This is a genomic window from Paraclostridium sp. MRS3W1 (assembly GCF_032465715.1).
GTDB classification, from domain to species: Bacteria; Bacillota; Clostridia; order Peptostreptococcales; family Peptostreptococcaceae; genus Paraclostridium; species Paraclostridium dentum.
This window is the reverse complement of sequence record NZ_JAWDJM010000115.1, coordinates 1-26,057: the sequence shown is the minus strand read 5'-3', so window position 1 is coordinate 26,057 and position 26,057 is coordinate 1. Positions and strand designations below refer to the sequence as shown.

The following is a 26,057-nucleotide window of genomic DNA, read 5'->3' as shown; positions in this document are numbered from 1 at the left end:
ATTTTAATTAATGTGGGTATATGAACATTATTGAGATAATTGGGTGTTGTAAAAAGTAAAAAGTTATATTTGCTTTAGCATATAATATTAAATTTATTATATTTTAAAATGAGTATAAGTTAAAAATAGGAACAAAAACTCTTCAATTATCTTAAATTAATAAATAAATAGATTTAAGTAGAGGAGTGTTTTTTTATGAATGAGAAATCAAATAAAAATACTACAGCTATAGCTATGATAGTATTTTTACTTGGAATTTTTATGGGGGCTATGGATTCAGGTATAGTATCTCCGGCAAGAAATGTAATAGCAAATGGTCTAGGGGTATCACAATCAGCAAGTGTATGGATGATAACTATATATACATTAGCTTATGCAGTATCTATGCCAATAACAGGTAAAATGGCTGATATTTATGGGCGAAAAAAAGTATATATAATTTGTGTTTCATTATTTGCAACAGGATCTTTGCTTTGTGGGATATCTGATATAGTTGGAAGTTACGAATTTTTATTAGTATCAAGAGTTATTCAAGCTATAGGTGGAGGCGGTATAATGCCAATAGCTACTGCTTATATAGGAGCATCATTTCCAGAAGAAAAAAGAGGTTCAGCTCTTGGTATGGTAGGAGGAATATATGGGATAGCAACAGTTCTTGGACCTACTTTAGGAAGTCTTGTGCTTTCAATTGCAGGAGATAGCAGATGGGGATATTTATTTTTAATAAACGTGCCTATAAGTATAATAATTTTATTTACATCTTTAAAATTAGAAGAAAACAAACAATCTTCTAAAGTGAAAAAAATGGATGTATGGGGATGTGTAGCATTAAGTATAGTTGTAGCATCTTTAATGTATGGATTAACTAATTTAAAATTCTATGATTTTACAAACTCAGTTAAGTCAATAGATGTATGGCCTTATTTATTAACAACTATAGTTTTTATACCTATAGTAATATATATAGAAAAAAGAGCAGAAGATCCTGTTTTAAACTTAGGATTTTTTACAAATAAACAGACTGCATTAACTTTATTTTTAAGTTTTATAGTTGGTTGTGGACTTATGGGAACTGTATTTCTACCTCAATTCTCAGAGAACGTACTAAAACTAAAAAGAGGTAGTGGAGGATATATAGTAACTTTATTTGCTGTATTTACAGGAATAGCTGCACCTCTTGGTGGAAAATTTATTGATAAGTACGGAGTTAAAAAGCTATTATTATTGGGGTTTAGCTCAAGTATAATAGGGGTTTTATACCAAGCATTTATTACAGCAAATCATCCTAATTTTACAAACTTAACAATAGGTTTAGTATTTATGGGAATTGGTATGGGATTTACGATGGGAACTCCTATAAATTATTTAATGATGAGTTTAGTTAAGCCAGAAGAGATATCTATGGGGCAATCTACTGTATCCTTACTTAGATCTATAGGGGTTGCGGTATCACCTAATTTACTTATAAACTTTGTTTCTGATGCAGGTAGAAATGTACCAGCAGCAATTCAAAAAGTAATGCCTCCAATACCTGGAGCTTCTTTTGGTGGAGGAAATATGTCAGCTGAGATGCTAAATAAGTTTCAAAATGCAGATGTAACAAATATATTTGAGGTTGTTAAATCTTTTGTAAATTCTATGTTAAATGGATTACAACATACGATGACATCTAATCCTAATATGAATTTTGATATGTTAAAAAGTAATTATTTAATTAGTTTGGATAAAGCAAAACCTAGTATCGTTCATGCTTATCAATACACAATGAATCAAGGATATGCACATTTATTTATAGGAACTGCAGTAATAGCTTTATGCGGATTAATAGCATCTTTATTTTTAAAAAAACATAAAAAAGAAGCTTAATTAAAATAACTACAATCTAGGTTTAGAACTAGATTGTAGTTATTTTAATGTATAAAGAATTTTATTAACGTCTATGTTATAATGTATCAATATGTATATTTTAAATCACTTATAAAATTGATCAACATATATGGTTTGCAATATCGTTGGAAAAATTATATAAGTGAATTTTGTATAGAAAGAAGGCTGTATATGGAAATAAAAAAGATGACTGAGGCAGCTATAATGTCTTCACTTTTCATAGTTTGTAGTATATTTGCAATATCTACAGGACTTTTATATGGACTTTACATAGACATAATAGTTCCGATTTTTATAGCAATTATATATTTAAGATGCGATTTTAAATTTACAATACTTGCAATGGTAACTTGTTTGTTAATTGTGGGATTGGTAATGGGTAATATAGGATCGGCAATTTGTATGAGTCAAAGTATGATCATTGGAATTATGTGTGGTTATGTTATAACTAAAAAGACTAAAATCTTTGATGATTTATTTTATTTGAGTATAGTATCTTGCTTTATAATGGTTATGATAGATGTGTGGTTTTCTAAATTAATTGGATTTAGTTTTATAAAAGATTATAAAACTATGTTAGCACCTTGGCCTGTAAGTGATGGGTTTAAAGAAGTTTTGTTTTATATGTTTGTAGCTACACTTCCTCTTGGAACCATTATAATGACTTATTTTGCAAGCTTATTTATTGGAGATAGAATTAAGTCTTTGAATGAAGAGGGTAAACGAAAATTATACATTTTGAAAAATATTAGACAGTATGCAAATTACATATATTGTTCTAAATCTACTGTATATTTTGGATTAGCATATTTGCTTGTAATTCAGTTGAAAAATATATTAGGTGTTGATATAAAATTTGTATATTTACTTACTATAACTGAAACTATAAAGTATATTGTTTATTATTTTTTAATAAGAGATGCATATGCATATTTAAGACTTTATACTTATCAAAAAACAAAGTCTATAATGGCATTAAATATAATGGGAATGACATTTTTAGCTTCATTAGTTATAAAGTTTAATATTAGCTTTTGGATAATTTCAGCACTTGCATTTTTCTATGCACCGATGAAGTTAAAAATGACTTAGGACAATTTTAAATAAAACAAAAAGCACCCTGTAGCATTTGTTGCGGGGCGCTTTTTAAATTTAGTGATTAAGAGGTTTACCTGACTTTAAGGCTTCTCTTTCTTCAATTAAGTTTTGTATTACAGTATTTAATTCCCAGTCAATGGAAGTTTCAGTAACTACAGCAATTAAAGGTCTTTGTATCCTAAATTTTTTAAGAGCTTCCATAAAAGAGTGAATTTTAACATGGTCCACATTATTAAATATAACAGCGTTATGCTTTAATCCATCTTCGCAACTTTCATCTATATTATTATTTAAAATATCTTTTACTAAAGTTGTAGCATTCTTAGGCACAAGGACTATTTGATCTTTTAGGCCTATTAGATTGCATATATTTTTTAACATACCTAAATCTTTTGCATTAAAGTTATAAAGTAAGACACAAACTCTATCGTCATTATAAGTAGGCAAAGTATTTATATTTTTAAAATCCATAGTAATTTAAGCACCTCCTTTTTAATAAGTTTACTATTATTGATACCAAATTTAGAAAATTTTAAACATAAACACGAACTTTATAAAAGAAATATTTAAAAATGTGACTATTATATAAGTGAATTAATATGGATATATCATTTAAAGACATCTTAAGTATTTTATGGTATACTATTATGTAAAACATAGTAGTATATATTTTAAAAGGAGCAATGAAATGGATAAAACTCAATTTTTAAATTATACAAATAAAAAACTTAAAAATCAGGTTAATATAAGTAAAAACTGGGCATTAAGAAAAGTACTAGAGAAACCCTTGGAAATAATTTCAAAAGTACTTATAGTTCCGCCAATTGTTTTTACGGGTATAATGGTATTTGGGATGTTAATTTTAAGTTCAATGAGTTGGTTTAGTATAAGCTATTTTCCTGATTTTATTCAAATAATGGATACAAAAATAATAATAGGAATGATTGGGGTTATAATTAGCATTATATTTGCAGTGATAAGTATAGTGGCGTGGCCTATATATATAGTAGTTTTAATATTTGGAATTTGGTTTATAAAAACTTATAGAGGGTTTATAAAAAATCATAATTTATACAAAAAAGCAAATGATTTAATGGATAACATATAAGTTAATACTTTAAAAAATATATCAAAGTATATATAATATAAAGAACGAGGTGATAATATGAAAAAAAGAGTAATGATCGGTATGAGTGGTGGAGTAGATAGTTCTGTTGCAGCATATCTTTTAAAAGAGCAAGGATATGATGTAATAGGTGTTACTATGAAATTATGGCAAGACGATGATGATGAACTTATAGAAAATGAGGGTGGATGTTGTTCATTAGCAGCAGTTGAAGATGCGAGAAAAGTTGCTGATAGAATAGGTATACCTTTTTATGTATTAAACTTTAGCGAGGTATTTAAAGAGAAGGTAATCGAACCATTTATAGATGAATATTTAAACGGAAGAACTCCAAATCCTTGTATAGCTTGTAATAAGCATATAAAATTTGATGATTTCTTTAATAAAGCTCGTCAAATAGGATGTGATTATGTAGCTACGGGACATTACGCTAAAATAGAAAAAGATGAAGAGACAGGTAGATATTTACTTAAGAAGTCTGTTACGGATAAAAAAGACCAAACTTACGCATTATACAATTTAACTCAAGAGCAATTAGAGCATACTTTACTTCCTATAGGAGAGTATGAAAAAGATAAAGTTAGAGAGATTGCAAAAGAAATAGGTATAGAAGTCCACAATAAACCAGATAGTCAAGAAATATGTTTTGTAAAAGATAATGACTATGCAGGATATGTACAGAAACATTCTAAAAAGAGAATTGATCCAGGATTTTTCGTAGATACTAATGGTAATGTATTAGGAAAGCATAAGGGAATAATAAATTACACTATAGGTCAAAGAAAAGGGCTAGGAATTGCATTTGGAAAGCCTATGTTTGTTGTTGATATAGATCCAGTTAAAAATACAGTTGTATTAGGTGATAATGAAGATATATTCTCAAATGCATTAATAGCTAGGGATGTAAATTTAATCTCAATAGATGATATAAATGAGCCTATAAGAGTACAAGCTAAAGTTAGATATTCAGCAAAAGCATCAGATGCTACAGTAACTAAAGTTGGAGAAAATACATTTAAAATAGTATTTGACCAACCACAAAGAGCTATAACTAAAGGTCAATCAGTTGTTATGTATGATGGAGAAAAAGTTGTAGGTGGAGGAGTAATAGAAAAAAGCCTATAATAAAAAACTATTGATTATTTTCATAAAATTTAGTAATATAACTATTAATCATATAGAAATAAAATAATTTTAAATACAGTGAAAAGAAATAGTAAATTAATTGATGCATTACAGAGAGAGGGAATAGGTGAAAGCCCTTATGATAGATTATTTGAAGCAGTCTTGGAGTATCAACTTTGAAACTAAGTAGGAGTTGACGGTAGTTCCGTTATAACTTAAGGTTTTCCGAAGATACTGTAGATTTTTTACAGTAATTAGGGTGGTACCGCGAGATATATCCTCGCCCCTATAGTATTATAGAGGCGGGGATTTTTTAATTCATAGAAAAGTAGCAAATTTAAGGAGGAAATTTAAAATGCAAAAAATGGGATTAAACGAAATAAGAAGTAAATTTTTAAAATTCTTTGAATCAAAAGGACACTTAGTTCAACCAAGTTATTCATTAGTGCCACATAATGATAAAAGTTTATTATTAATAAATGCAGGTATGGCACCTCTTAAAAATTATTTTTCAGGAACAGAGATTCCACCAAGTAAGAGAATGACTACTTGTCAAAAGTGTGTAAGAACAGGAGATATAGAAAATGTAGGGGTTACAGCTAGACATGCTACATTATTCGAAATGCTTGGAAACTTCTCTTTTGGAGATTACTTTAAAGAAGAAACTTTAAAATGGGGATGGGAGTTTGTTACAGAACATTTAAACATACCTAAAGATAAAGTATGGGTAAGTGTATACTTTGAAGATGACGAAGCTTTTGAAATATGGGAAAAAGAAATAGGTATACCAAAAGAAAGAATAGTAAGACTTGGAAAAGAAGATAACTTCTGGGAAATAGGAACTGGTGCTTGTGGACCTTGTTCAGAAATTCACTTTGATAGAGGTGAAGAGTATGGATGTGATAATCCAGATTGTAAACCAGGATGTGATTGTGATAGATACTTAGAATTCTGGAACCATGTTTTCTCTCAATTTAACAAAGATGAAGAAGGAAATTATAATCCATTAGAGAACAAAAACATAGATACAGGTATGGGTCTTGAAAGAATTGCATGTATAATGCAAGGAGTTGACACTATATTTGATGTAGATACTATAAAGCAAATATTAAATGCTGTTGAGAAAATGACAAATTCAACATATGGAAAAGATTACAAAACTGATAAATCTATAAGAATAATAACTGATCATATAAGAAGTGTAAGTTTCTTAGTTGCGGATGGAGTTTTACCATCAAATGAAGGTAGAGGATACGTATTAAGAAGATTATTAAGAAGAGCTGCTCGTAATGGTAAATTACTTGGAATGAAAGATCCATTCTTATACAACTTAGTTGATGAAGTTATATCTGTAAGTGGAGAAGCTTACCCAGAATTAGTTGAAAAAGCTGACTACATTAAAAAAGTTATAAGAATAGAAGAAGAAAAGTTTAATGAAACTATAGATAAAGGTAATGAAATATTATCTTCATATATAGAAGAGTTAAAAGCTAAAAATGAGAAAACTTTAAGTGGAGAGAATGCATTTAGATTATATGATACTTATGGATTCCCAGTTGACTTAACAAAAGAGATATTAGAAGAAGAACATTTAGAAATAGATGAAGAAGGCTTCAAAGCTGAAATGGAAAAACAAAGACAAACAGCTAGAGATGCAAGAGGAAATATGGATGCAGAAGCATGGAAAGAAGATGCTATAGCTAAATTAGATAAAGATATAGTTACAAATTTTGAAGGATATGATATTCTATCTATAGAATCAACTGTTAAGGGAATAGCTAAAAATAATGAATTAGTAGACTCAGCAAGTGTTGGTGATGAAGTTATAATAGTTCTTGATAAAACTGCATTTTATGCAGAAGGTGGAGGACAAGTTGGAGACAAAGGTCTTTTAGTTAATAAAAACGAAGATTTAGTAGTAGAAGTTTTAGATACTAAAAAAGGTCCAAATAACACTATAAAGCATGTATGTATAGTTAAATCAGGAATTATAAAACTTGAAGATGTAGTATATACTAAGGTTGATAAAGAAGTTAGATTAGCTTCAGCAAGAAACCACAGTGCTACACATGTTCTTCATAAAGTATTAAAAGAAGTTTTAGGAGATCACGTAAACCAAGCTGGATCACTTGTTACTCCAGAAAGATTAAGATTTGACGTAACTCACTTTGAATCTATATCAAAAGATGAGTTAAAGCTTATTGAAGAAAAAGTAAACAATATTATATTTGAAGCATTAGATATAACTTGTGAAACTATGAGTATGACAGAAGCTGGTCAAAAAGGCGCAACAGCATTATTCGGAGAAAAATATGGTGATGAAGTAAGAGTTGTTTCAATGGGAGAATTCTCTATGGAATTATGTGGAGGTACTCATTTAACAAACACTTCTCAAATAGGTATGTTTAAGATACTTTCTGAAGGTGGAGTTGCAGCAGGAGTAAGAAGAATAGAAGCTATAACTGGTAAAGAAGTATATTACTTCTTAAATAACAAGCAAGATTTAATAAATGAAGTGTGTACATCTGTTAAAGCTAAAGAAGATAATTTAGTAGCAAGAGTAACTAACTTATTAGATGAAAACAAGTCATTAGCTAAAGAATTAAATGAAGTAAAAGCAAAAATGAGCTTACAATCTGCAGATTCTATATTAGACTCTAAGACAGATATAAATGGAGTAAATATAGTAACAGCTAAGTTTGAAGACATGGATATGGATACACTTAGAAACACTGCAGATACTTTAAGAGACAAGTTAGCTTCTGGAGTAGTAGTATTAGGAAATGTAGCAGGAGGAAAAATAAACTTTGTTGCTACAGCTACTAAAGATGTACTTGAAAAAGGTGTTCACGCTGGAAATATAGTTAGAGAAGTAGCTCAAGTAGCAGGAGGAAAAGGTGGAGGAAGACCTAATATGGCACAAGCTGGAGCTCCAGATGTAGCTAAGGTTGACGAAGCTTTAAATCATGCAAAAGAGGTTTTAAAAACTCAAGTGAAATAATAATTTTAAATAAATATTAAAGATAGGGGTGTTGTAGTATGAATGAAAATATGGATTATACAATGAAATTCGAAGGTATAACATCTGAACAAATGAGTGTTAGTGAGGCTATCGACTTAGTTTATGATTCACTTCAAGAGAAAGGATATAACCCAATAAACCAAATTATAGGATATATTCTTTCAGGAGATTCTAGTTATATAACAAGTCACAATAATGCTAGAGGGATAATGAAGAAATTTGAAAGAGATGAAATATTAGAAGAGGTTATCACTTATTATTTGAACAATAGAAAGTAGGTCAATCTTATGAAAAAAAAGATTGTATCCTTATTAACAATTTTAATGATACTTATAAGTTCTGTTCCTAGCATTTGTTTTGCTGATGATAAAGGCAAGGCAATAGTAATTGATTTAAATAGGACTGGCCTTGAAGATATGCTAAGTATAGACTCTCTATCTAAAAAGATGGAAAAAGAAGGCTATATAGGGCTTATGAATATCAGAGGTGACAGAGGAACAGATGACAGAAGGTCATATGCAGCTGTAGGTGCTGGAGGAAAAGTTACCTTGCCAAATCAGAACCTAATTAACTTTGAAGAAGTTAATAAAGTTAATGCAAAGGCGTATAAAGCTGAAACAGGACACAATCCCAAGAAAATAAATGATATGACAATAAACCATTCTCTAAGTGAGAACTTAGAGAATGGTTCTTATGGTTCTGTACTTGGATCGTTAGGACAGACTTTATCAAATCATAAATTAAGGGCATCTGTTATAGGTAACGCCGATAGAGTTAATAATGGAGAGCTAATAAAAAATAGAAATATAGCATTAATGGCTATGGATAACATAGGTAGAGTTGACGATGGTAATGTAGACAATATAAATATCAAAGACAATACTATGCCCTATGGAATAAGAACAGATTATGACAAACTAAAAAGTGAAACTAAAAAGTTTTATGATAATAGTGATGTTTTATTTGTTGAACTTGGAGATACGTATAGATTAGATGATTACAAAAACTATTTAAACGAAAAAACTTACAATAATATGAAAAAAAATATTTATAAAAATATAGATGATTATTTACAAGAAGTTTTCAAAATGGTTGATGAAAATGATACAATTTATATAATGTCAGCTTTTCCAAGTAAAGAAGATTATAAAAATCAAAAAAGGCTATCTCCTGTAATTAAATTTGAGGGTTCTCAAAAGGGAGTTTTAAAATCTGCTACAACAAGAAGAGAAGGTGTAGTTGGAAACTTAGATATAGGAGTAGATATACTTGCTAAGTTTGGCCTAAAAAATGAAAAAATGGTAGGAAGAGCATTTGAGGAAGTTAATAAAGAAGATAATATAAGTTTTATCAATCATGAATTTGATAAAATGGTATCTATGCTAGGAGTGAGAACTCCTATTGTAAACACTACTGTAGGAATAGTTGCAGCAGCATGGATTATATGTACCGTATTATTAATTTTCTTTAGAAAAAAACTACCTAAAAAAGAATTAGTTTTTAGCATATTAAAAGAATTTATAAAACTAGGGGTAGTTATACCTTTAGCGTTTATAGTTTCGCCTATTTTTAATTTTGCAACTCCAACTAGTATAACCTTAGGAATATTTGGAACCTTATTGGTTTTATATTTAATAGGGAAAATTTTCTTTAAGGACGATATTAAGTATATGGCATTTTTCTCTATAGTTACTATTATAGTAATAGTGGTTGATTCTATATTTGGAACACACTTAATGCAAAATAACATAATGAGTTATGATGCTATAATAGGTGCTAGATACTATGGTGTTGGAAATGAATATGAAGGTATAACTATAGGATGTGCAATATTTGCAATGTCAGTATTAGTGAACTACAAAAAAATACCTAAATGGATTGCAGTTGTTGCATCTTTAATTATACTTATAACTAGTGCTTATCCATCAATGGGAGCAAATGTTGGAGGAGCAATATCAGAATCAGTGGCATATACATTATTTTTATTACTTGCATTTGATGTTAAGATGGATCTTAAAAAGAGCATATTACTATCACTTGTGCCAGTAATGATTGTTTGTATATTTGCCGCACTAGATGTGGTTTCTAAAAGCCAGTCTCATTTATCTGGATTTGTAAATCAGATATCTGTAAATGGGCCAATTGCTATAATTCAAACATTTACTAGAAAGATACAAATGAATGTAGATATTGCAACTAGCAATATATTAATTGTTGTAGCTTTAGTAGTTGCTGGATATATGACTAAGTTTATTTTTAAACCTGCTAATCATTTTAAAAAGTTGTCAGAAAAATATCCTTATATATTTAAAGGATTTGTAGCAACAACAGTAGGGTGTATAGTTACTTTAATTTTTAATGATTCAGGAATTGTTGCGGCTGGAACAGCATCTATTTATATATTAATACCAATATTGGTTATGAGCGTAAATATGATGATTTTTGATAAAGAGTAGTATAATATTAACCTAGATATTAAAAAAATAATATCTAGGTTAATTTTTTCTGTACATAATGTGTTGAAATTAGAGTACAATAAGAATATAGTATATACATATAGTGAATAATTATTAAATTTGGTTGACCGAGGAGAATTAAATGATATTAGACGGAAGAATAATGGGTCTTGACGTAGGAGATAAAACTATAGGAGTTGCAGTTAGTGACCTTATGGGAATTACGGCACAAGGAGTTAAGACTGTAAGAAGAGTTGGAAAGAAAAAAGATATAGAGGAATTAAAAGCTATTATAAAAGAAAGACAAGTTAATAAAATAGTTTCAGGACTTCCTAAAAATATGAATGGAACGCTAGGACCACAAGGCGAAAAAGTTATAAAGTTTTGTGAGTTATTAGAACAAGAAACGGGTATAAAAATAGAATACTGGGATGAGAGATTATCTACAGTAGCAGCAGAGAGATCTTTAATAGAAGCTGACGTTAGAAGAGAAAAAAGAAAAAAAGTAATTGATATGCTTGCGGCAGTAATAATTTTACAAGGTTATTTAGATAGTAAAAGAATTTTGTAAAATCTATGTAAAATAACATTGATATAAGTTATAATATATTTAAATAATTAAATTTGAGGTGATATACATGCAAGAAAACATAGTAAACTTAATAGACCAAGATGGAAATGAAATACAATTTGAAATAATATTAACTTTAGAAGCAGAAGGAAAAGAGTATGCAATACTTATGCCTTTAGAAGATAATGATGCTGAAGAAGCTTTAATATTTAGAATTGATACAGATGAAGAGGGAGATATATTAACTCCACTTGAAAATGACGAAGAGTATGAGACAGTTGTAGCTGTATACAATACTTTAATGGAAGAAGAAGGATTAAACTTCGACGAAGAATAGTTAATATTAAAATTGTATAGTTTATAAATGGGAGTATCCTTTAAGGTGCTCCCTTTTTACGCTTTAAACGAAGTGAATTTTATATAGGAGGAGTTAGATGATTAAATATATAGATATATTAGTAGGGATACTAGGGGTATGTTACTTTAGTTATCTAGAATTATTTTATGGAGGAATGGCCTTTGGAAGTTTCTTCTTAGTTATAGGTATTTCGCTTATAATATATCATTTTGCAAAAAACAAAATACATATTAATGAAAAATTAAAGAATGTAATTAAAATATTTTTAACTATAATTCTATTAATATTTTTAATAGTAGAGTCTGTATTAATATTTTTTCCGAAAAATAATGAGAAGGACAAATGTGACTATTTGATTATACTAGGGGCATCAGTTAAAAATACTACGCCAAGTTTAACATTAAGAGGGCGACTTGATAAAGCTATTCAATATTTAGATGAGAGTAAAGATGATTGTTATATTGTTGTATCTGGAGGAAAAGGAAGTGGTGAAAAACTTTCAGAGGCAAAAGCTATGGAAAATTATTTAGTAGAACATGGTGTAAACAAAAATAAAATAATACTAGAAGATAAGTCTACAAATACATATGAAAACTTTAAATATAGTAAAGAAAAAATAGAAAAAAACAGTAATAAAGATATAAAAAATCTTAATGTAAAGGTGGTAACTACTGATTTCCACAGCTTTAGGAGTTTTATACTAGCCAAAGTAAATGGGTATGGAAATGTTAATTTTTACACTAGTAAATCTATAAGCAAGTTTGTGCCAGTTTATTATGCAAGAGAGTTTTTTGCAACTATAAAAACAATGATATTTGACGTATTACCTAATTTATAAGATAATCTAAAATTTTATAAATTAAGATTTAAATTTATTTATATGGATAAAATAAAGTTAATGAAAGTATAAGGGGCAATGAAATATGAATAAATTTAAAAAGTATTGTGTAGTATTGAGTGCTATTGTTGTGATTGCATCTACTTTAAGTAATATATATGCGTTAAATAATTACAGTAAATCTATAGAAAAAGCTACTATCAACAATAGTAAAAGTAGTATAAATCAAGAGAACGTAGATAAAAATACTCAAGAAAAAAATAAAAATGTATCTAATATATTACTAATAGGAAGTGATTCAAGTGGTTTTGATAAGGTAGGAAGATCAGATTCAATGATAATTCTTACTATAGATAAAGATAATAAAAATTTAAAACTAACTTCATTAGCAAGAGATACGTTAGTAAATATTCCTGGACATGGGTATGAAAAATTAACTCACGCATATGCATATGGAAAATCTAAGTTATTACTAGATACTATAGAAAAAAATTTAAATATAGATTTAGATGGATACGTGGCTGTAAACTTTAATTCTTTTATAGATCTAGTTGATACCTTGGGTGGTGTTGAAGTAAATATTCATAAAAATGAAATAGAACATTTAAATGACATAATAGTAAACTCTTTTAAGGTAGCAAAAGATAAAGGGGAAGAACCACAATTTATAAGATTTGAAGGTAATCAATTACTAAATGGATATCAAGCATTAGCTTATGCTAGAATAAGACAAATTGATAGTATATATGAAAGAGATAAAAGACAAAGAGATGTATTAAAAAGTATAGCTAATAAACTAGTAGAACTTCCTGTAACTAGTTATCCAAAGGTTATAAAAGAAATGATGCCTTATGTAGATGTAAATTTACCTATATCAAAGCTTATTACAATAGCTATGACATCTAAAGAATTGTATAATTATGAATTAGACCAAATGGAATTTCCAGTTGCAGAGTATAGAGAATCTGGAAGGCTTAAAAAAGACAATAGCTTTGTAGTTAAGTGGGATAAGACAGAAAATTTAAAAGTTTTAAATAATTTTATTTATAATAAATAAAATTTATTTAAAACTTATAAACTTTGGGTATTATTATAAAAGTAAAGGTTTAAAACCTTTACTTTTATTTAATTAATCTAAGTGTAAATTTGCTGTTATATTGACAAAAGGAGAATAATGGAGTACAATAATTAATAAAGATTATCATTTGAAAATGAAGGCGGTAAATGTAAAATGAATCAAATGGATATATTAAAGGAAAAGTTAAAGGAAACGGGATTTAAAATAACTCCGCAAAGAAGAGCTATTGTAGAGACGTTACTAAAGCATAAGGATGAACATTTAAGTAGTGAAGAAATATATGACCTAGTAAGAGTTGATTGTCCAGAAATAGGACTTGCTACAGTTTATAGAACAATGCAATTACTAGATGAAGTTGGTGCAATTTCTAAATTAAACTTAGATGATGGATGCATAAGATATGAAATCGATTTAGATGACTCTGATGCACACAATCATCATCATTTAATATGTAAAAACTGTGGGAAGATAATAGAGGTAAAAGAAGATTTACTAGATTCTATAGAACTGGAAATACAAAAATTATATAATTTTAGCATAATAGACCACGATCTTAAATTTTATGGTTTATGCGAATCCTGTAAGTAAAGATGAGCCCCTTATTGGGGCTTAAAATTTTGATAGAGTTAACAAAATACATAATATTAGTATTAATATAAATAGAATTTCTAATATATTGCTTAAACGCCCTCCAACTCTTAAAAATCCAAGAGAAAATTTCTTTTCACTGATAGGATAAAAAAGTGGTATTCCTGATTTTGTAAATAAATCTCCTAAAAATAAATGAGATGCATATCCGATAGTTCCAAAAAAGCATAAATTTGATATATTAGTTAATAACTCAATTTGTTTAAGTAAAAAACTTATGATTAAGATTGCTAAAATACTATGTGATAATTTCCTGTGTTTTAACCAAGGGAAAGAAGCTAAAACAATATTAAATAGAATAAAATAGAATTTACCATTAGCTAAATATATGCAAATTGCTAAAAGTAAAAATATTAGAGATAAAAATAGCTTTCTTAAAAAGCCATGATTAATTTTAGCTTCTAATATTATTATTGCTATAAATGTTATTACTGAACTTATTAAAAAATTTTCATTTATTTTTAAAGATATTAAAAAAATTAATATATCTAATGTATAAACAATAATCTTATAAATCTTTTTAGATGTATTATGATTTAAAAGTGTATTAGATATAACGGAGTTTGACGTGTCTAAATCAGGTAATATTGAAAATAATGAACATATTCCAATATTCATTAGAGAAATTGGCTTATTAAATAGGATAGAAGCTTGCAGTGAAGCCAAAATACCTATAGTGAAATGAGTTTTACCACGCATTATAACCTCCCCAAAATATTATATTTTGAGAATAGCAAAATAATTATAGTTTGTCAAAACAATACGGTAAATGTATTTTAAATATATCTTAAAATATACTTCAACTTGTGATACAATTATAATAACTGGTAAAGAGTGCGTGATTTGATATTATTTGTATGTTCGTTAAGGAACGTTTAAAGAGTGAGATTTAAAAAGTGCGAAAAGTTAGGACAAAAGGAGATGATGCAATTGTTCAAAAAGAGTTTGAATAAAATTAAAGTTATGGCTCTGGGTGGGCTAAACGAAATCGGAAAAAACATGACTGTCATTGAATATAAAGATGAAATTATCGTTATAGATTCAGGGTTAAGTTTTCCAGAAGAAGAGATGCTAGGGGTAGATATAGTTATACCAGATGTAACTTACTTAGTGAAGAATAAGGACAGAGTTAAGGGAATATTTATAACTCATGGTCATGAGGACCATATCGGAGCATTACCATATGTATTAAAAAAGATAAATGTTCCAGTATATGCTTCTAAGTTAACGGTTGGACTTATACAAGTAAAATTAAAAGAACACAAATTAAATAATGTAAATTTAAATGTTATAACTCCAGGTCAGGCTATAAGTCTTAAAAACTTTGAAGTAGAGTTTTTAAAAGTGAATCATAGTATACCAGATGCTTGTGCAATAGCAGTTCACACTGACCAAGGTATAATATTCCATACAGGGGACTTTAAAATAGACCTAACTCCTATAGATGGAGAAGTAATGGATTTCCAAAGAATATGTGAATTAAGCAAAAAAGGTGTATTATTAATGCTTGCTGATAGTACAAACATTGAAAGACCAGGATATAACCCATCAGAAAGAACTGTAGGAACAGGACTTGATGGATTATTTGCAAAGGCTAACAACAGCAGAATAATAGTTGCAACATTTGCTTCTAATATACACAGATTACAACAAATTGTTAATGCTGCTCAAAAATTTGGAAGAAAAGTTGCTGTATCAGGAAGATCTATGGTTAACGTTATGGCTGTAGCAAGAGAATTAGGCTATATAGACATAGATGATGAAATGATAATAGATTTAAATGATATTCATAGATATGAAGACAATGAATTAGTTATAATAACAACTGGATCTCAAGGAGAGCCTATGTCAGCACTTGCTAGAATGGCATCAGCTGAACATAAAAAAGTAGAAATAAGACAAGGTGATTTAGTAATAATATCAGCACATCCAATACCAGGGAATGAAAAACTTATTTCTAAAGTTGTAAACTGTTTATTTGAAAAAGGTGCAGAAGTTGTTTATGATGATGCAGCTGATATACACGTTTCAGGTCATGCTAGACAAGAAGAATTAAAATTAATGCACAGATTAGTAGCTCCTAAGTTCTTCATGCCTGCTCATGGTGAGTTCAGAATGTTAAAGAAACATGCAGAGGTAGCAGAAGATTTAGGTATGCCAAGTCAAAATATATTTGTGATGAAAACAGGTGAAGTTTTAGAATTAGATAAAACTTCAGCAAAAGTTGCATCACATGTACCAACTGGAAATGTATTAGTTGATGGACTTGGAGTTGGAGATGTAGGAAATATAGTTTTAAGAGATAGAAAACATCTATCTGAAGATGGATTAATGATAGTTGTAGTTACAATATCTAAAGAAGATGGAAAAGTTTTAGCAGGGCCAGATATAATATCTAGAGGATTTGTATATGTAAGAGAATCTGAAGACTTAATGGATGGAGCTAAAACTGTTATAAAGAATGTTTTAATAGCTTGTGAGCAAAGTCATATAAAAGAATGGGCTTACTTAAAAAATAATATAAAGGATAACTTAAAAGAGTACTTATATCAAAGAACTAAGAGAAATCCTATGATACTTCCTATTATAATGGAGGTATAAAACAGAAAGATTGAATATAATATATTATATTCAATCTTTTTTTTAGGAGGAAAAGCATGGGGGTATATGAAAGTACTACAAAACTTGCAAGTGATATAAAGGACAGTAAAGAATATAAAGAATTTAGAAAGCATATGAAAGTCGTAAGAGCTAATCCAAACTATGAGTTAATTTTAAATAATCATAAAAAAATCGAAATGGATATAAGATCGAAAAAATTAAGAGGGGTAAAATTAGATAGTAAAACATTAAAGATGTCACAAGATCTAAAGAAGCAAATATCTGCTAATAAAGATTTAAAAAGCTATTTAGAATGTGAACAAAAATTTACAACAATGATGGATAAAATAAATAAAATTTTAGCATCGGCAGTATATGAAGATTACAAATAAACAGGACTTCTTGTACAAATTGAATGAAATTATTTAGACAATATGACTATATATGTGAAAACGTTTTTAATATATACTTAAACTATATTAAATATGGTTTGGGGGAGATTAAAAATGGCAGAGGTAATTTTAAAAAATATAGGTAAGTCGTATGATAATGGTTATGAAGCTGTAAAAGATGTAAATATAGATATAGACGATAAAGAATTTGTTGTTTTAGTAGGGCCATCTGGGTGTGGAAAGTCTACAACACTTAGAATGATAGCTGGTCTTGAGGAAATATCATCAGGGGAGTTATATATAGGAAATAAAATAGTAAACGATGTAGCACCAAAAGATAGAGATATAGCTATGGTTTTCCAAAACTATGCATTATATCCGCATCTAAGCGTATACGAGAATATGGCATTTGCACTTAAACTAAGAAAGATGCCAAAAGCTGAAATAGATTCTAAAGTTAGAGAAGCTGCAAGAATACTAGATTTAGAAAAAGTTTTAGATAGAAAACCAAAGGCATTATCAGGTGGACAAAGACAAAGGGTTGCACTAGGAAGAGCGATAGTAAGAAATCCTAAGGTGTTCTTAATGGATGAACCATTATCAAACTTAGATGCTAAGCTTAGAACTGCAATGAGAACAGAAATTACAAAATTACACAAAAAACTTGGAACAACATTTATATATGTAACACATGACCAAGTAGAAGCTATGACTATGGCGGATAGAATAGTTATAATGAAAGACGGAGTTATTCAACAAATAGATACTCCACAACATGTATATGATAATCCAGATAATATGTTCGTTGCAGGATTTATAGGAGCTCCTCAAATGAACTTAATAGATTGTAATATATCTGAAGAAAATGATGTTGTTTTCGCAAATGCTAAAGACTTTAAAGTAGCGTTAGACAAAACAAAAGCAGATATATTAAAGCAAAATGGTTATATAGGTAAAGAGGTTGTATTAGGAATAAGACCAGAAGACATTCACATAGAAGATATATTTATAGATAACAGCCAAGATACAATATTTAATGCTACAGTAGAAATAAGTGAACTTATGGGTGCAGAAGTATATGCATACTTAACTGTTGGAGGTAAGAGTATAACTTCAAGATTTGATTCAAGATACAATGTTAAATACGGTCAGAACTTAAAATTAGCTCTAGATAAAAATAAAGTTCATCTATTTGATAAAGAAACTACTAATGCAATAAGATAGTAAACTATTTAAAAGCTGAGAAACTAAGAGTATATTTTGGTTTCTCAGCTTTTGTTTTATAATAGATATAAGTAAACTAAAAATAAGAGGTGGGATGGTGAAGGATTTAATAGAGTTTTTTGAAAGTCAATTGGGGAAAAAGATTAATTTATACAAATATAATAAAAATGATATTTTAAAAGAAAATCATCAAGTTGTAGTTTGGGACAATCAAAAGTATGTTATTGAACTTATAGAAGAGAATAATATTAATAATTTAAAAGGCAATTTTTATTTGATATATCAAAAGAATGTAAATAAGATTTTACTAAATGAGATTTTAACTACTCTATATGAAGATGTTAATATAGTAAACTATAAAGGAAATTTTATATTAAATACAAATAATATAGATTTAATAAATAAGGATACTCCTCAAATTATAGAGACTGAATCTTATGAAAAGACATACATAATAAATTTAGGCGAAATTAAAAGTAAAGATGAGTTTGATATTAAGCTAGATTTAACTAAAAAATTAAAAAAATACATAGCAATTGAAAATAGTGATAGAAAGTATTTTGATATATTTGATTTAGCTTTATACAACATGATTGAGCTATGTGGAACTGATATTATATATAAAAATTTATTTGATTATAACTTAATTGATAAGATAGATAATTTAGTTTTAGAAACTGGAATAGCTTTTATAGAAAATGGATTTAATATATCCAAGACATCTAACAATATATATTTGCATAGAAATACGCTAATATATAGACTAGAAAAAATTAAAGATATATTGGGAATGGATATAAAAAACTTTAATGAAGCTTGCATATACTATATAATTGTAAAGAATTATTTGGTAAACAAAACCATATAAAAACCATATAATTGATGTTTATTAAAATACTCGCATAAATTTAGGCAAAATGTGAAAAAATAGTATCAAATAAAACATCAAGAGGTGAAATTAATGAGACGATTTACTAGTGTAGTTTTAGCTATTATGATGGTTTTTATGTCTTTTAGCTTTACAGCTTTTGCAGATGATAAAAAAGCTAATACATCTATGGAATTATCATCTAAATCAGCTATACTAATGGATGTAGGAAGTGGACAAATATTATTTGAAAAAAATTCACATGAGAAACTTCCTCCAGCAAGTGTTACAAAAGTAATGACAATGTTACTTGCAGTTGAAGCTTTAGATAGTGGAAAGATAAAGTTAGATGACCAGGTTCAAATAAGTGAAAGAGCATCGGAAATGGGTGGAAGTCAGATTTTCTTAGAACCAGGAGAAACTCAAAAGGTTGATGATTTACTAAAAGGTATCGCAGTTGCTTCTGCAAATGATGCATGTGTAGCTATGGCTGAGTTCATAGGAGGAAGTGAAGAAGAGTTTGTTGGTATGATGAATGATAAAGCAAAAGAATTGGGAATGAAAGATACTCATTTTGCTAACACTAATGGATTACCAGTAGACAATCACTATACATCAGCACATGATATAGCTTTAATGTCTAAAGAATTATTAAAGCATGAAAAAATAACTAAATATTTGACAACTTGGATGGACAAAATAGTAGTTGGTAAAAAGCAAGTATCTATAGGTCTTGCTAATACTAATAAAATGATTAAACACTATCAAGGAGCAACTGGTGTAAAGACAGGATTTACTCAAGAAGCAAAATACTGTTTATCTGCATCAGCTAAAAGAGGAGAGACACATTTAGTAGCAGCAACTTTAGGTGCACCTACAACACAAGAAAGATTTAAAGATGCATCATCTCTTTTAAGTTATGGATTTGCAAACTATGAAAGTGTTAAATTATGTTCTAGAGGAGACGCTATAGCTACACTAAAATTAGATAAAGCTGAAGAAAATAAAGTTAACTTAGTTGCAAAAGAAGATTTAACAGCTCTTATCAAAAAAGGTGAAAGCAAAGATTTTACTAAAAAGATACAAGTTTGTGAAAATATAAAAATGCCAGTTAAAAAAGGTACTAAATTAGGAACTATAAACATTTATAAAGGAAACAATCAAGTAGGTAAAGTTGATCTTGTAAATGAAAAAGATATAAATAAAGCAAGTTACTTTAGAATGTTTGAAAGAGTAATAGATAACATGTTTTAAAAGGCCTAGATAAACTAGGTCTTTTTTTATTAATCTAATTTGATTATAAACATAGATATTGTTATAATAATATTAAAACTTAAAAAATAGGAGAAAATTGAATGAATATGTTAAGTCAGTTTTTGGTAACTGCAGTAGGAATAGCAGTTGCTATATCTGTTCATGAATTTGGACATGCATATGTAGCTCATCTTTTAGGAGATGATACTGCAAAAATGAGCGGAAGAATGACGTTAGATCCATTAAAACATCTGGATCCATTAGGACTTATAATGCTTATAATTGCAAGATTTGGGTGGGCAAAGCCAGTTCCTGTAAATCCAAATAATTTTAAAAATTATAAGGTTGGGAATTTAATAGTTTCTTTAGCAGGGCCAGCATTTAACCTGTTGACTGCTATAATATTTGCAAACCTTATGAGATTTGCTAATATTGAAGCAATATTAATTATATTTAATGCTATAGTTTCGTATTGTATAGGATTTGCAGCATTTAACCTATTACCATTGCCACCACTTGATGGATGGGGAATAATATCTACATTTATACCACTTAAATATTATGATGTTGCTTATAAGTATGAAAGTATGAGTACATTTATATTTATACTTTTAATATTAACTAATTTCCATTTAATAATATTAAATCCTATAGTAAATGTATTATATAGTATAGTGGCTACATTTATAATTTAAATGGTAAATTTATACTAAAAACCGAGGTAATTTATGAAATATAGTGTACAACTTAAGGTATATGAAGGACCTCTAGATCTTTTATATGATCTTATAGCAAAACATAAAATAGATATAAAGGATATATCTATAATAGAGATAACTAAACAATACTTAGCATACTTAGATATGCTTGAAGAATTTGATTTAGAAATAGCAAGTGAATTTATAATAATGGCATCGAAGCTTTTACAAATAAAATCTAAATACTTACTATACAAGCAAAGAAATGATGAAGAAGAGGAAGATCCTAGACTTGAACTTATGGAAAAGCTTGTGGAGTATAAAAAGTTTAAAAATGCTACAGAAGATTTAAAAAGTAATGTTACTTACATAGAAGATGTATTTTATAGAAAGAAAGAAGAGGTAGTAGTTGAAGAAAATTTAGACTTAGAAACAATATCTCTAGACTCTATAGTAAAAATACTTCCTCATATATTAAAAGTAAAAAAAGATGAATTAGAAGAAGTAAAAGATGAAAAGTTAAACAAGATTGTTAGAACTCGTATTATATCTGTAGAAGAAAAGATGCACTATGTTAGAGATATCATGAAAGAAAAAGAAAATATAAGGTTTACAAATCTTATAGATACATATGAAAAAGATGAAATAATAGCAACTTTTTTATCGGTTTTAGAACTTATAAAAACAAATGAGATAATGGTTGTTCAAGACTTATTCTTTGAAGATATCTTAATAAAGAGGAATATGGAGAGTTAATATGAGACGTGATGAAATAAAAAATATTATAGAAGCTATAATGTTTGCATATAGTGAACCTATAAGCATAAAGGATTTAAATAATGCTATAAACGAAGAACTTTCTTCTAAAGAAATTGAGATAATGTTAAACAGCTTAATTGAAGATTATAAAGAAAACAACAGGGGTATTCAAATTATTAAATTACAAGATAAATATCAAATGTGTACAAATAAAGATTACGCAGAGTTTGTAAAAAATATATTAGAACCAAAAAGAAAGAAAACTTTAAGCCAAGCAACTTTAGAAACTTTAACAATTATCGCATATAAGCAACCTATAACAAAGGTTGAAATAGAAGAAATAAGAGGCGTTAAAAGTGATAAGGTCATACAAACACTTCTTGAAAATGACCTTATATATGAAGCGGGAAGACTAGATAGAATTGGTAAGCCTATAATTTATAAAACTACTAATGAGTTTTTAAAATTACTAAATATAGAAAAGCTAGAGGATTTACCATCTATAGAAAAATATGAAAACGAATAAATCTTAAAATAGTAGATGAGATAAAATATTTATTTATCATCTGCTATTTTTTTGCATACTTTTGAAAAAATGGAAAATAATATAAATATGAACTATAAAGATTTAATTAGTATTTTATTTATTTCTATTGTAGTAGGAATACCAATTCTATTTTTTATTTTAAATAGTAGGATTCATGTAATCGTAACAGCTGATATAGATAATAAAAATACAGAGATAAGGGTATCACTTAGATACTTTTTTAATTTAATCAATATAACAAAAACAGTCTATCCTATAAGTAAACCGAAAGAAGAAAAGAAAAATAACAAAAATAAGGAGAGTAAAAGTAAATCTAAAAAAGTTAAATTACAAATGATTCAATTAGAAAATTTACTAGCTTTATATAGAATTGTTAGAAAGGTTCAAGTAAGTGAAGTATATTCTAATTTATCATATGGAAGTGAAAATATAAATTTTACTTCTTTTATATATGTCTTAATAAATATTTTATATGGAAATGTAAGTAATTATTTTGATTCAGAAAAAATGTATTTAAAAGTAACACCCTGCTATACTCAAAACTTCATAAAGTATAAAGGTGTTTTACATATAAGACCTACCATGAAGGATATAGTAGTTTTAATTAAGGGAGTTTATAAAATATATATTGATATAAAAATATATAAAAAAGTAAAATATAATAAGGAGTGTGAAGTGGATGAGATCGGCAAGTTCAATAAAGAGTATAATGGATACAACTCTTGATTCAATTAGGACAACTATTGACGCAAATACTATTATTGGAGATCCAATTAGAACAGAAACAACTGTAGTAGTTCCTATATCTAAAGTAACAATAGGATTTGGTATAGGTGGAGGAGAGTATTCAAGAGGGCAATGTGAAAGACAAGGTGAAAAAAAAGAAATACAAAACACAGATGATTCAAACTTTGCAGGAGGAAGTGCAGGTGCGATATCACTTCAACCAGTAGCGTTTGTAGTAGTTGAAAATGGAGAAACAAGACTTATGAGTTTAGATCATAATATAAATATGGTTGATAATATATTAAGTGTTACACCTAAAATACTAGAAAAAATTCAAAAACTAAAAAATAATGATTGTGAAAACAAGGATAATAAAGAATGTTAAAATAAAGAATAAAAGCTATAGAAAAAGGTTAATTAATTTCTATAGCTTTTATTCTTTTAAAAATATTTTACAATTTAATCATTTGTTACTTAAAAAATTAGAAAAACAATAGTATAATACATATAAGGCAAGTTAATTTTTAGGGTTAAATTAAACTGGCAGGGTTTTAAACTATAGGAGAGGTGAGCATATGGAAAATAAAGAAATATCAAAATTATTGATACATAGTATGAATAATTATCAAAATTTGATTAAAGCAACAAATACTGATAGATACAAAAAAGGTAAAGTATTAACAAAGAAACAATTTTTTACTTTAGTTGAAATTCAAAAGCGTGAAAAAATAGAGTTAAAGAATTTAAGTAAAGAGTTATATGTTTCAACATCTAGCTTATGTATACTTTTAAACAAGCTAGTAGAGTTAGGATATGTTTATAGGGAAGAAGATTCTAAAGATAGAAGAAATACTTTCTATGGTATAACAGCAGAAGGTGAAGTTGTAGTTAATACAGAAATAGAAAAGTTTATGCAGATAGTAAATGATAAAATAGATAAGTTAGATTTACAAAAGAAAAAAGAACTTGAAGAAAGTTTACAAAAAACTATTAATATAATGAAAGAAATAATATAGCCTATGCAGAATAAATTTATAGTGTAGATATTTATAAAGTGGGTAAGTATCTATTATAAATTTATTTGGAGGTATATTATGAGTATAAAGATTTCGAATGAAAAAAATTTGATACAAGAAAATGATTTAAGTATATTTTTTATAGGCAGCAATAAAGAAGTTGTATTTAAAGAAAAGGCTTTAGAAGCTTTAAAAGAAGAGTTTGAGCCTACTTGTTGTAATATAGAATTAAATAAAGTATATACAGAAGATAAATTTTTAAACGTAATGTTTGTTGGATTAGGAAATGATGAAAACTTATCTATGGATGAAATAAGAAATATTGGTGGAGACATATCAAGAAAATTGAAAAAAATGAAATCTAAAAAGGTAAGTTTTTTAAATATAGAAGAGTACTTAAATAAAGATCATGTAAAAGCTTTAGTAGAAGGTCTTGAATTAGGGGCATATGATTTTACTAAGTATATTACAAGTAATGAAACTAATGAAGAGATAACAATAAATTTAGGTTTAAACGAGAACTTCAACGATAGTATAAATGAAGGTGAATTACTTGCACAAATGACATTAGTATCAAGAAGCCTAGTGAATGAACCAGCAAATGTTATATACCCAGCAACTCTAGGTTATGAAGTTGTAGAATTAGGTAAAACGTTTGGCTTTGAAACAGAGGTATATGGTAAGCAAGAAATTGAAAATTTAGGAATGGATGCATTTTTATCAGTAGCTAAAGGTTCTGATAAAGAGCCTAAACTTATAGTTATGAGATACTTTGGAGATAAAAATAGTGAAGATGTATTAGGTTTAGTTGGAAAAGGATTGACATACGATTCAGGTGGATACTCTATAAAACCTACAAACTCTATGGTTGATATGAAAACAGACATGGGTGGAGCAGGAGCTGTAATTGGAGCTATGTGTGGTATTGCAAAAGCTAAACTTAATAAAAATGTTATAGCTGTAGTAGCTGCTTGTGAAAATTTAATTTCTGGAAATGCATATAAGCCAGGAGATATAATAAATTCAATGGGCAAAAAGACAATAGAAATTTTAAATACAGATGCAGAAGGCAGATTAACTTTAATAGATGCTGTTTATTATGCTATAAATAAAGAAAAAGCTAATAAAGTTGTAGACATAGCTACATTAACAGGAGCCGCTGTAGTAGCCCTTGGAGATGTTGCAACACCTGTATTAACTAATAATGAAGAGTTCTATACTTTATTAGATGAAGCAGCAAAAATATCAGGTGAAAAAATCTGGAGAATGCCAGTATTTGATGAATATAAAAAAGTTTTAAAAGGTAAGCAAGCTGATTTAAACAATAGTCCTGGTAGAGATGGTGGTTGTATAACTGCTGGATTATTTATAGGAGAATTTGTAGGAGATATTCCTTGGATTCATATGGATATAGCAGGAACTAGTGTTAGTTCTAAAGACAGTGGATATAAATCTAAAGGAGCTACAGGAGAAGGAGCAAGAACTTTATATAATTTAACAAAATTAATTTAAAAGATTTCTTAAGCTAGTACAATCTAGGTAAATTGTGGTATAATTAAATTAACCTAAGATTTTAAATTTTCTTCTTACATACTAAAGTATATATTTACTCGCCTAGTGGCGAGTTTTTTTTTGGAAATATAAGAAGTAAGTTTTTTGTTTATTAATCTGAAAATTAAGAAAAAAGATAGTTTATATGTGATATAATTAATATATATATATAAATATTTTAAATTCAGTGGGGTGAATTTATGGGGGATAAAGA

The 26,057-nt window shown here is 27.9% G+C and carries 26 protein-coding genes and 1 other annotated feature; of the genes, 24 read left to right on the top strand and 2 right to left on the bottom strand.

Annotated features, from left to right (window positions below):
- The first annotated feature begins 195 nt into the window (after positions 1 to 195).
- Positions 196 to 1,866 (top strand): MFS transporter, encoded by a 1,671-nt coding sequence (locus tag RWY47_RS09385; RefSeq protein ID WP_224170863.1) that lies wholly within the window; start codon positions 196 to 198, stop codon positions 1,864 to 1,866.
- Between the two features lie 192 nt (positions 1,867 to 2,058).
- The gene (locus RWY47_RS09380) at positions 2,059 to 2,979 is read left to right on the top strand and encodes a DUF2232 domain-containing protein (RefSeq protein ID WP_224170864.1); all 921 of its coding nucleotides are present in this window, start codon (positions 2,059 to 2,061) and stop codon (positions 2,977 to 2,979) included.
- Between the two features lie 60 nt (positions 2,980 to 3,039).
- Here RWY47_RS09380 and RWY47_RS09375 read toward each other — a convergent pair whose 3' ends face one another.
- On the bottom strand, positions 3,040 to 3,456 hold the full coding sequence (locus RWY47_RS09375) for a DUF3783 domain-containing protein (protein WP_150842214.1): 417 nt from the start codon (positions 3,454 to 3,456) through the stop codon (positions 3,040 to 3,042).
- Between the two features lie 217 nt (positions 3,457 to 3,673).
- On the opposite strand from RWY47_RS09375, the gene RWY47_RS09370 reads away from it, so the two are divergent.
- The 10 genes from RWY47_RS09370 to RWY47_RS09325 all read left to right on the top strand — a co-directional run bounded on the left by RWY47_RS09370 (position 3,674) and on the right by RWY47_RS09325 (position 14,147).
- The gene (locus tag RWY47_RS09370; RefSeq protein WP_168932147.1) at positions 3,674 to 4,093 is read left to right on the top strand and encodes a hypothetical protein; all 420 of its coding nucleotides are present in this window, start codon (positions 3,674 to 3,676) and stop codon (positions 4,091 to 4,093) included.
- A gap of 57 nt (positions 4,094 to 4,150) precedes the next feature.
- Positions 4,151 to 5,236 (top strand): tRNA 2-thiouridine(34) synthase MnmA, encoded by a 1,086-nt coding sequence (gene mnmA / locus RWY47_RS09365; protein WP_021429864.1) that lies wholly within the window; start codon positions 4,151 to 4,153, stop codon positions 5,234 to 5,236.
- A 69-nt stretch (positions 5,237 to 5,305) separates the two neighbouring features.
- Positions 5,306 to 5,527, top strand: a binding site (T-box leader).
- Between the two features lie 64 nt (positions 5,528 to 5,591).
- Positions 5,592 to 8,237, top strand: coding sequence for an alanine--tRNA ligase (alaS, locus tag RWY47_RS09360; protein WP_224170865.1), 2,646 nt, complete (start codon positions 5,592 to 5,594; stop codon positions 8,235 to 8,237).
- 38 nt (positions 8,238 to 8,275) lie between these two features.
- A complete protein-coding gene (locus RWY47_RS09355) occupies positions 8,276 to 8,536 on the top strand; it encodes an IreB family regulatory phosphoprotein (RefSeq protein ID WP_021429857.1) in 261 nt (86 codons plus the stop codon).
- Positions 8,537 to 8,545: 9 nt separating this feature from the next.
- Positions 8,546 to 10,714 carry a hypothetical protein gene (locus RWY47_RS09350; RefSeq protein WP_224170866.1) on the top strand — a complete coding sequence of 723 codons (2,169 nt, stop codon included), beginning with the start codon at positions 8,546 to 8,548 and terminating at the stop codon, positions 10,712 to 10,714.
- A gap of 145 nt (positions 10,715 to 10,859) precedes the next feature.
- Positions 10,860 to 11,285: a Holliday junction resolvase RuvX gene (gene ruvX / locus RWY47_RS09345; protein WP_025161651.1), complete on the top strand. Its 426-nt coding sequence runs from the start codon at positions 10,860 to 10,862 to the stop codon at positions 11,283 to 11,285.
- A 67-nt stretch (positions 11,286 to 11,352) separates the two neighbouring features.
- Positions 11,353 to 11,622, top strand: coding sequence for a DUF1292 domain-containing protein (locus RWY47_RS09340; RefSeq protein WP_021429862.1), 270 nt, complete (start codon positions 11,353 to 11,355; stop codon positions 11,620 to 11,622).
- Between the two features lie 97 nt (positions 11,623 to 11,719).
- A complete protein-coding gene (locus tag RWY47_RS09335; protein ID WP_150842217.1) occupies positions 11,720 to 12,481 on the top strand; it encodes a YdcF family protein in 762 nt (253 codons plus the stop codon).
- A gap of 85 nt (positions 12,482 to 12,566) precedes the next feature.
- On the top strand, positions 12,567 to 13,538 hold the full coding sequence (locus RWY47_RS09330; protein ID WP_021429827.1) for an LCP family protein: 972 nt from the start codon (positions 12,567 to 12,569) through the stop codon (positions 13,536 to 13,538).
- Between the two features lie 174 nt (positions 13,539 to 13,712).
- Positions 13,713 to 14,147: a Fur family transcriptional regulator gene (locus tag RWY47_RS09325; protein WP_025161654.1), complete on the top strand. Its 435-nt coding sequence runs from the start codon at positions 13,713 to 13,715 to the stop codon at positions 14,145 to 14,147.
- A 21-nt stretch (positions 14,148 to 14,168) separates the two neighbouring features.
- On the opposite strand, the gene RWY47_RS09320 is transcribed toward RWY47_RS09325, so the two are convergent.
- Complete coding sequence (locus RWY47_RS09320; RefSeq protein WP_021429830.1) at positions 14,169 to 14,906, bottom strand: metal-dependent hydrolase; 738 nt, start codon at positions 14,904 to 14,906, stop codon at positions 14,169 to 14,171.
- Positions 14,907 to 15,131: 225 nt separating this feature from the next.
- On the opposite strand from RWY47_RS09320, the gene RWY47_RS09315 reads away from it, so the two are divergent.
- The 12 genes from RWY47_RS09315 to RWY47_RS09260 all read left to right on the top strand — a co-directional run bounded on the left by RWY47_RS09315 (position 15,132) and on the right by RWY47_RS09260 (position 25,804).
- Complete coding sequence (locus tag RWY47_RS09315; protein WP_150843358.1) at positions 15,132 to 16,808, top strand: ribonuclease J; 1,677 nt, start codon at positions 15,132 to 15,134, stop codon at positions 16,806 to 16,808.
- Between the two features lie 56 nt (positions 16,809 to 16,864).
- Positions 16,865 to 17,200 carry a YlbF family regulator gene (locus RWY47_RS09310; RefSeq protein ID WP_150842218.1) on the top strand — a complete coding sequence of 112 codons (336 nt, stop codon included), beginning with the start codon at positions 16,865 to 16,867 and terminating at the stop codon, positions 17,198 to 17,200.
- 114 nt (positions 17,201 to 17,314) lie between these two features.
- Positions 17,315 to 18,424 carry an ABC transporter ATP-binding protein gene (locus tag RWY47_RS09305; protein WP_168932142.1) on the top strand — a complete coding sequence of 370 codons (1,110 nt, stop codon included), beginning with the start codon at positions 17,315 to 17,317 and terminating at the stop codon, positions 18,422 to 18,424.
- Positions 18,425 to 18,521: 97 nt separating this feature from the next.
- A complete protein-coding gene (locus RWY47_RS09300) occupies positions 18,522 to 19,292 on the top strand; it encodes a helix-turn-helix domain-containing protein (RefSeq protein WP_170182776.1) in 771 nt (256 codons plus the stop codon).
- Between the two features lie 93 nt (positions 19,293 to 19,385).
- Complete coding sequence (locus RWY47_RS09295; protein WP_021429817.1) at positions 19,386 to 20,546, top strand: D-alanyl-D-alanine carboxypeptidase family protein; 1,161 nt, start codon at positions 19,386 to 19,388, stop codon at positions 20,544 to 20,546.
- A 101-nt stretch (positions 20,547 to 20,647) separates the two neighbouring features.
- The gene (locus tag RWY47_RS09290; protein WP_021429892.1) at positions 20,648 to 21,241 is read left to right on the top strand and encodes a site-2 protease family protein; all 594 of its coding nucleotides are present in this window, start codon (positions 20,648 to 20,650) and stop codon (positions 21,239 to 21,241) included.
- A 33-nt stretch (positions 21,242 to 21,274) separates the two neighbouring features.
- Positions 21,275 to 22,000: a segregation and condensation protein A gene (locus tag RWY47_RS09285; RefSeq protein ID WP_021429960.1), complete on the top strand. Its 726-nt coding sequence runs from the start codon at positions 21,275 to 21,277 to the stop codon at positions 21,998 to 22,000.
- Position 22,001: 1 nt separating this feature from the next.
- Positions 22,002 to 22,529: an SMC-Scp complex subunit ScpB gene (gene scpB / locus RWY47_RS09280; protein ID WP_035114349.1), complete on the top strand. Its 528-nt coding sequence runs from the start codon at positions 22,002 to 22,004 to the stop codon at positions 22,527 to 22,529.
- An 87-nt stretch (positions 22,530 to 22,616) separates the two neighbouring features.
- Complete coding sequence (locus RWY47_RS09275) at positions 22,617 to 23,276, top strand: hypothetical protein (protein ID WP_316030305.1); 660 nt, start codon at positions 22,617 to 22,619, stop codon at positions 23,274 to 23,276.
- Entirely contained in the window at positions 23,230 to 23,661 is a 432-nt protein-coding gene (locus RWY47_RS09270) for a GerW family sporulation protein (protein WP_035114342.1), read from the top strand. Before RWY47_RS09275 ends, RWY47_RS09270 begins: the two co-directional genes overlap by 47 nt.
- A gap of 190 nt (positions 23,662 to 23,851) precedes the next feature.
- Entirely contained in the window at positions 23,852 to 24,292 is a 441-nt protein-coding gene (locus tag RWY47_RS09265) for a MarR family winged helix-turn-helix transcriptional regulator (RefSeq protein ID WP_021429868.1), read from the top strand.
- Between the two features lie 78 nt (positions 24,293 to 24,370).
- A complete protein-coding gene (locus tag RWY47_RS09260; protein ID WP_224170868.1) occupies positions 24,371 to 25,804 on the top strand; it encodes a leucyl aminopeptidase in 1,434 nt (477 codons plus the stop codon).
- The last annotated feature ends 253 nt before the right edge of the window (positions 25,805 to 26,057 follow it).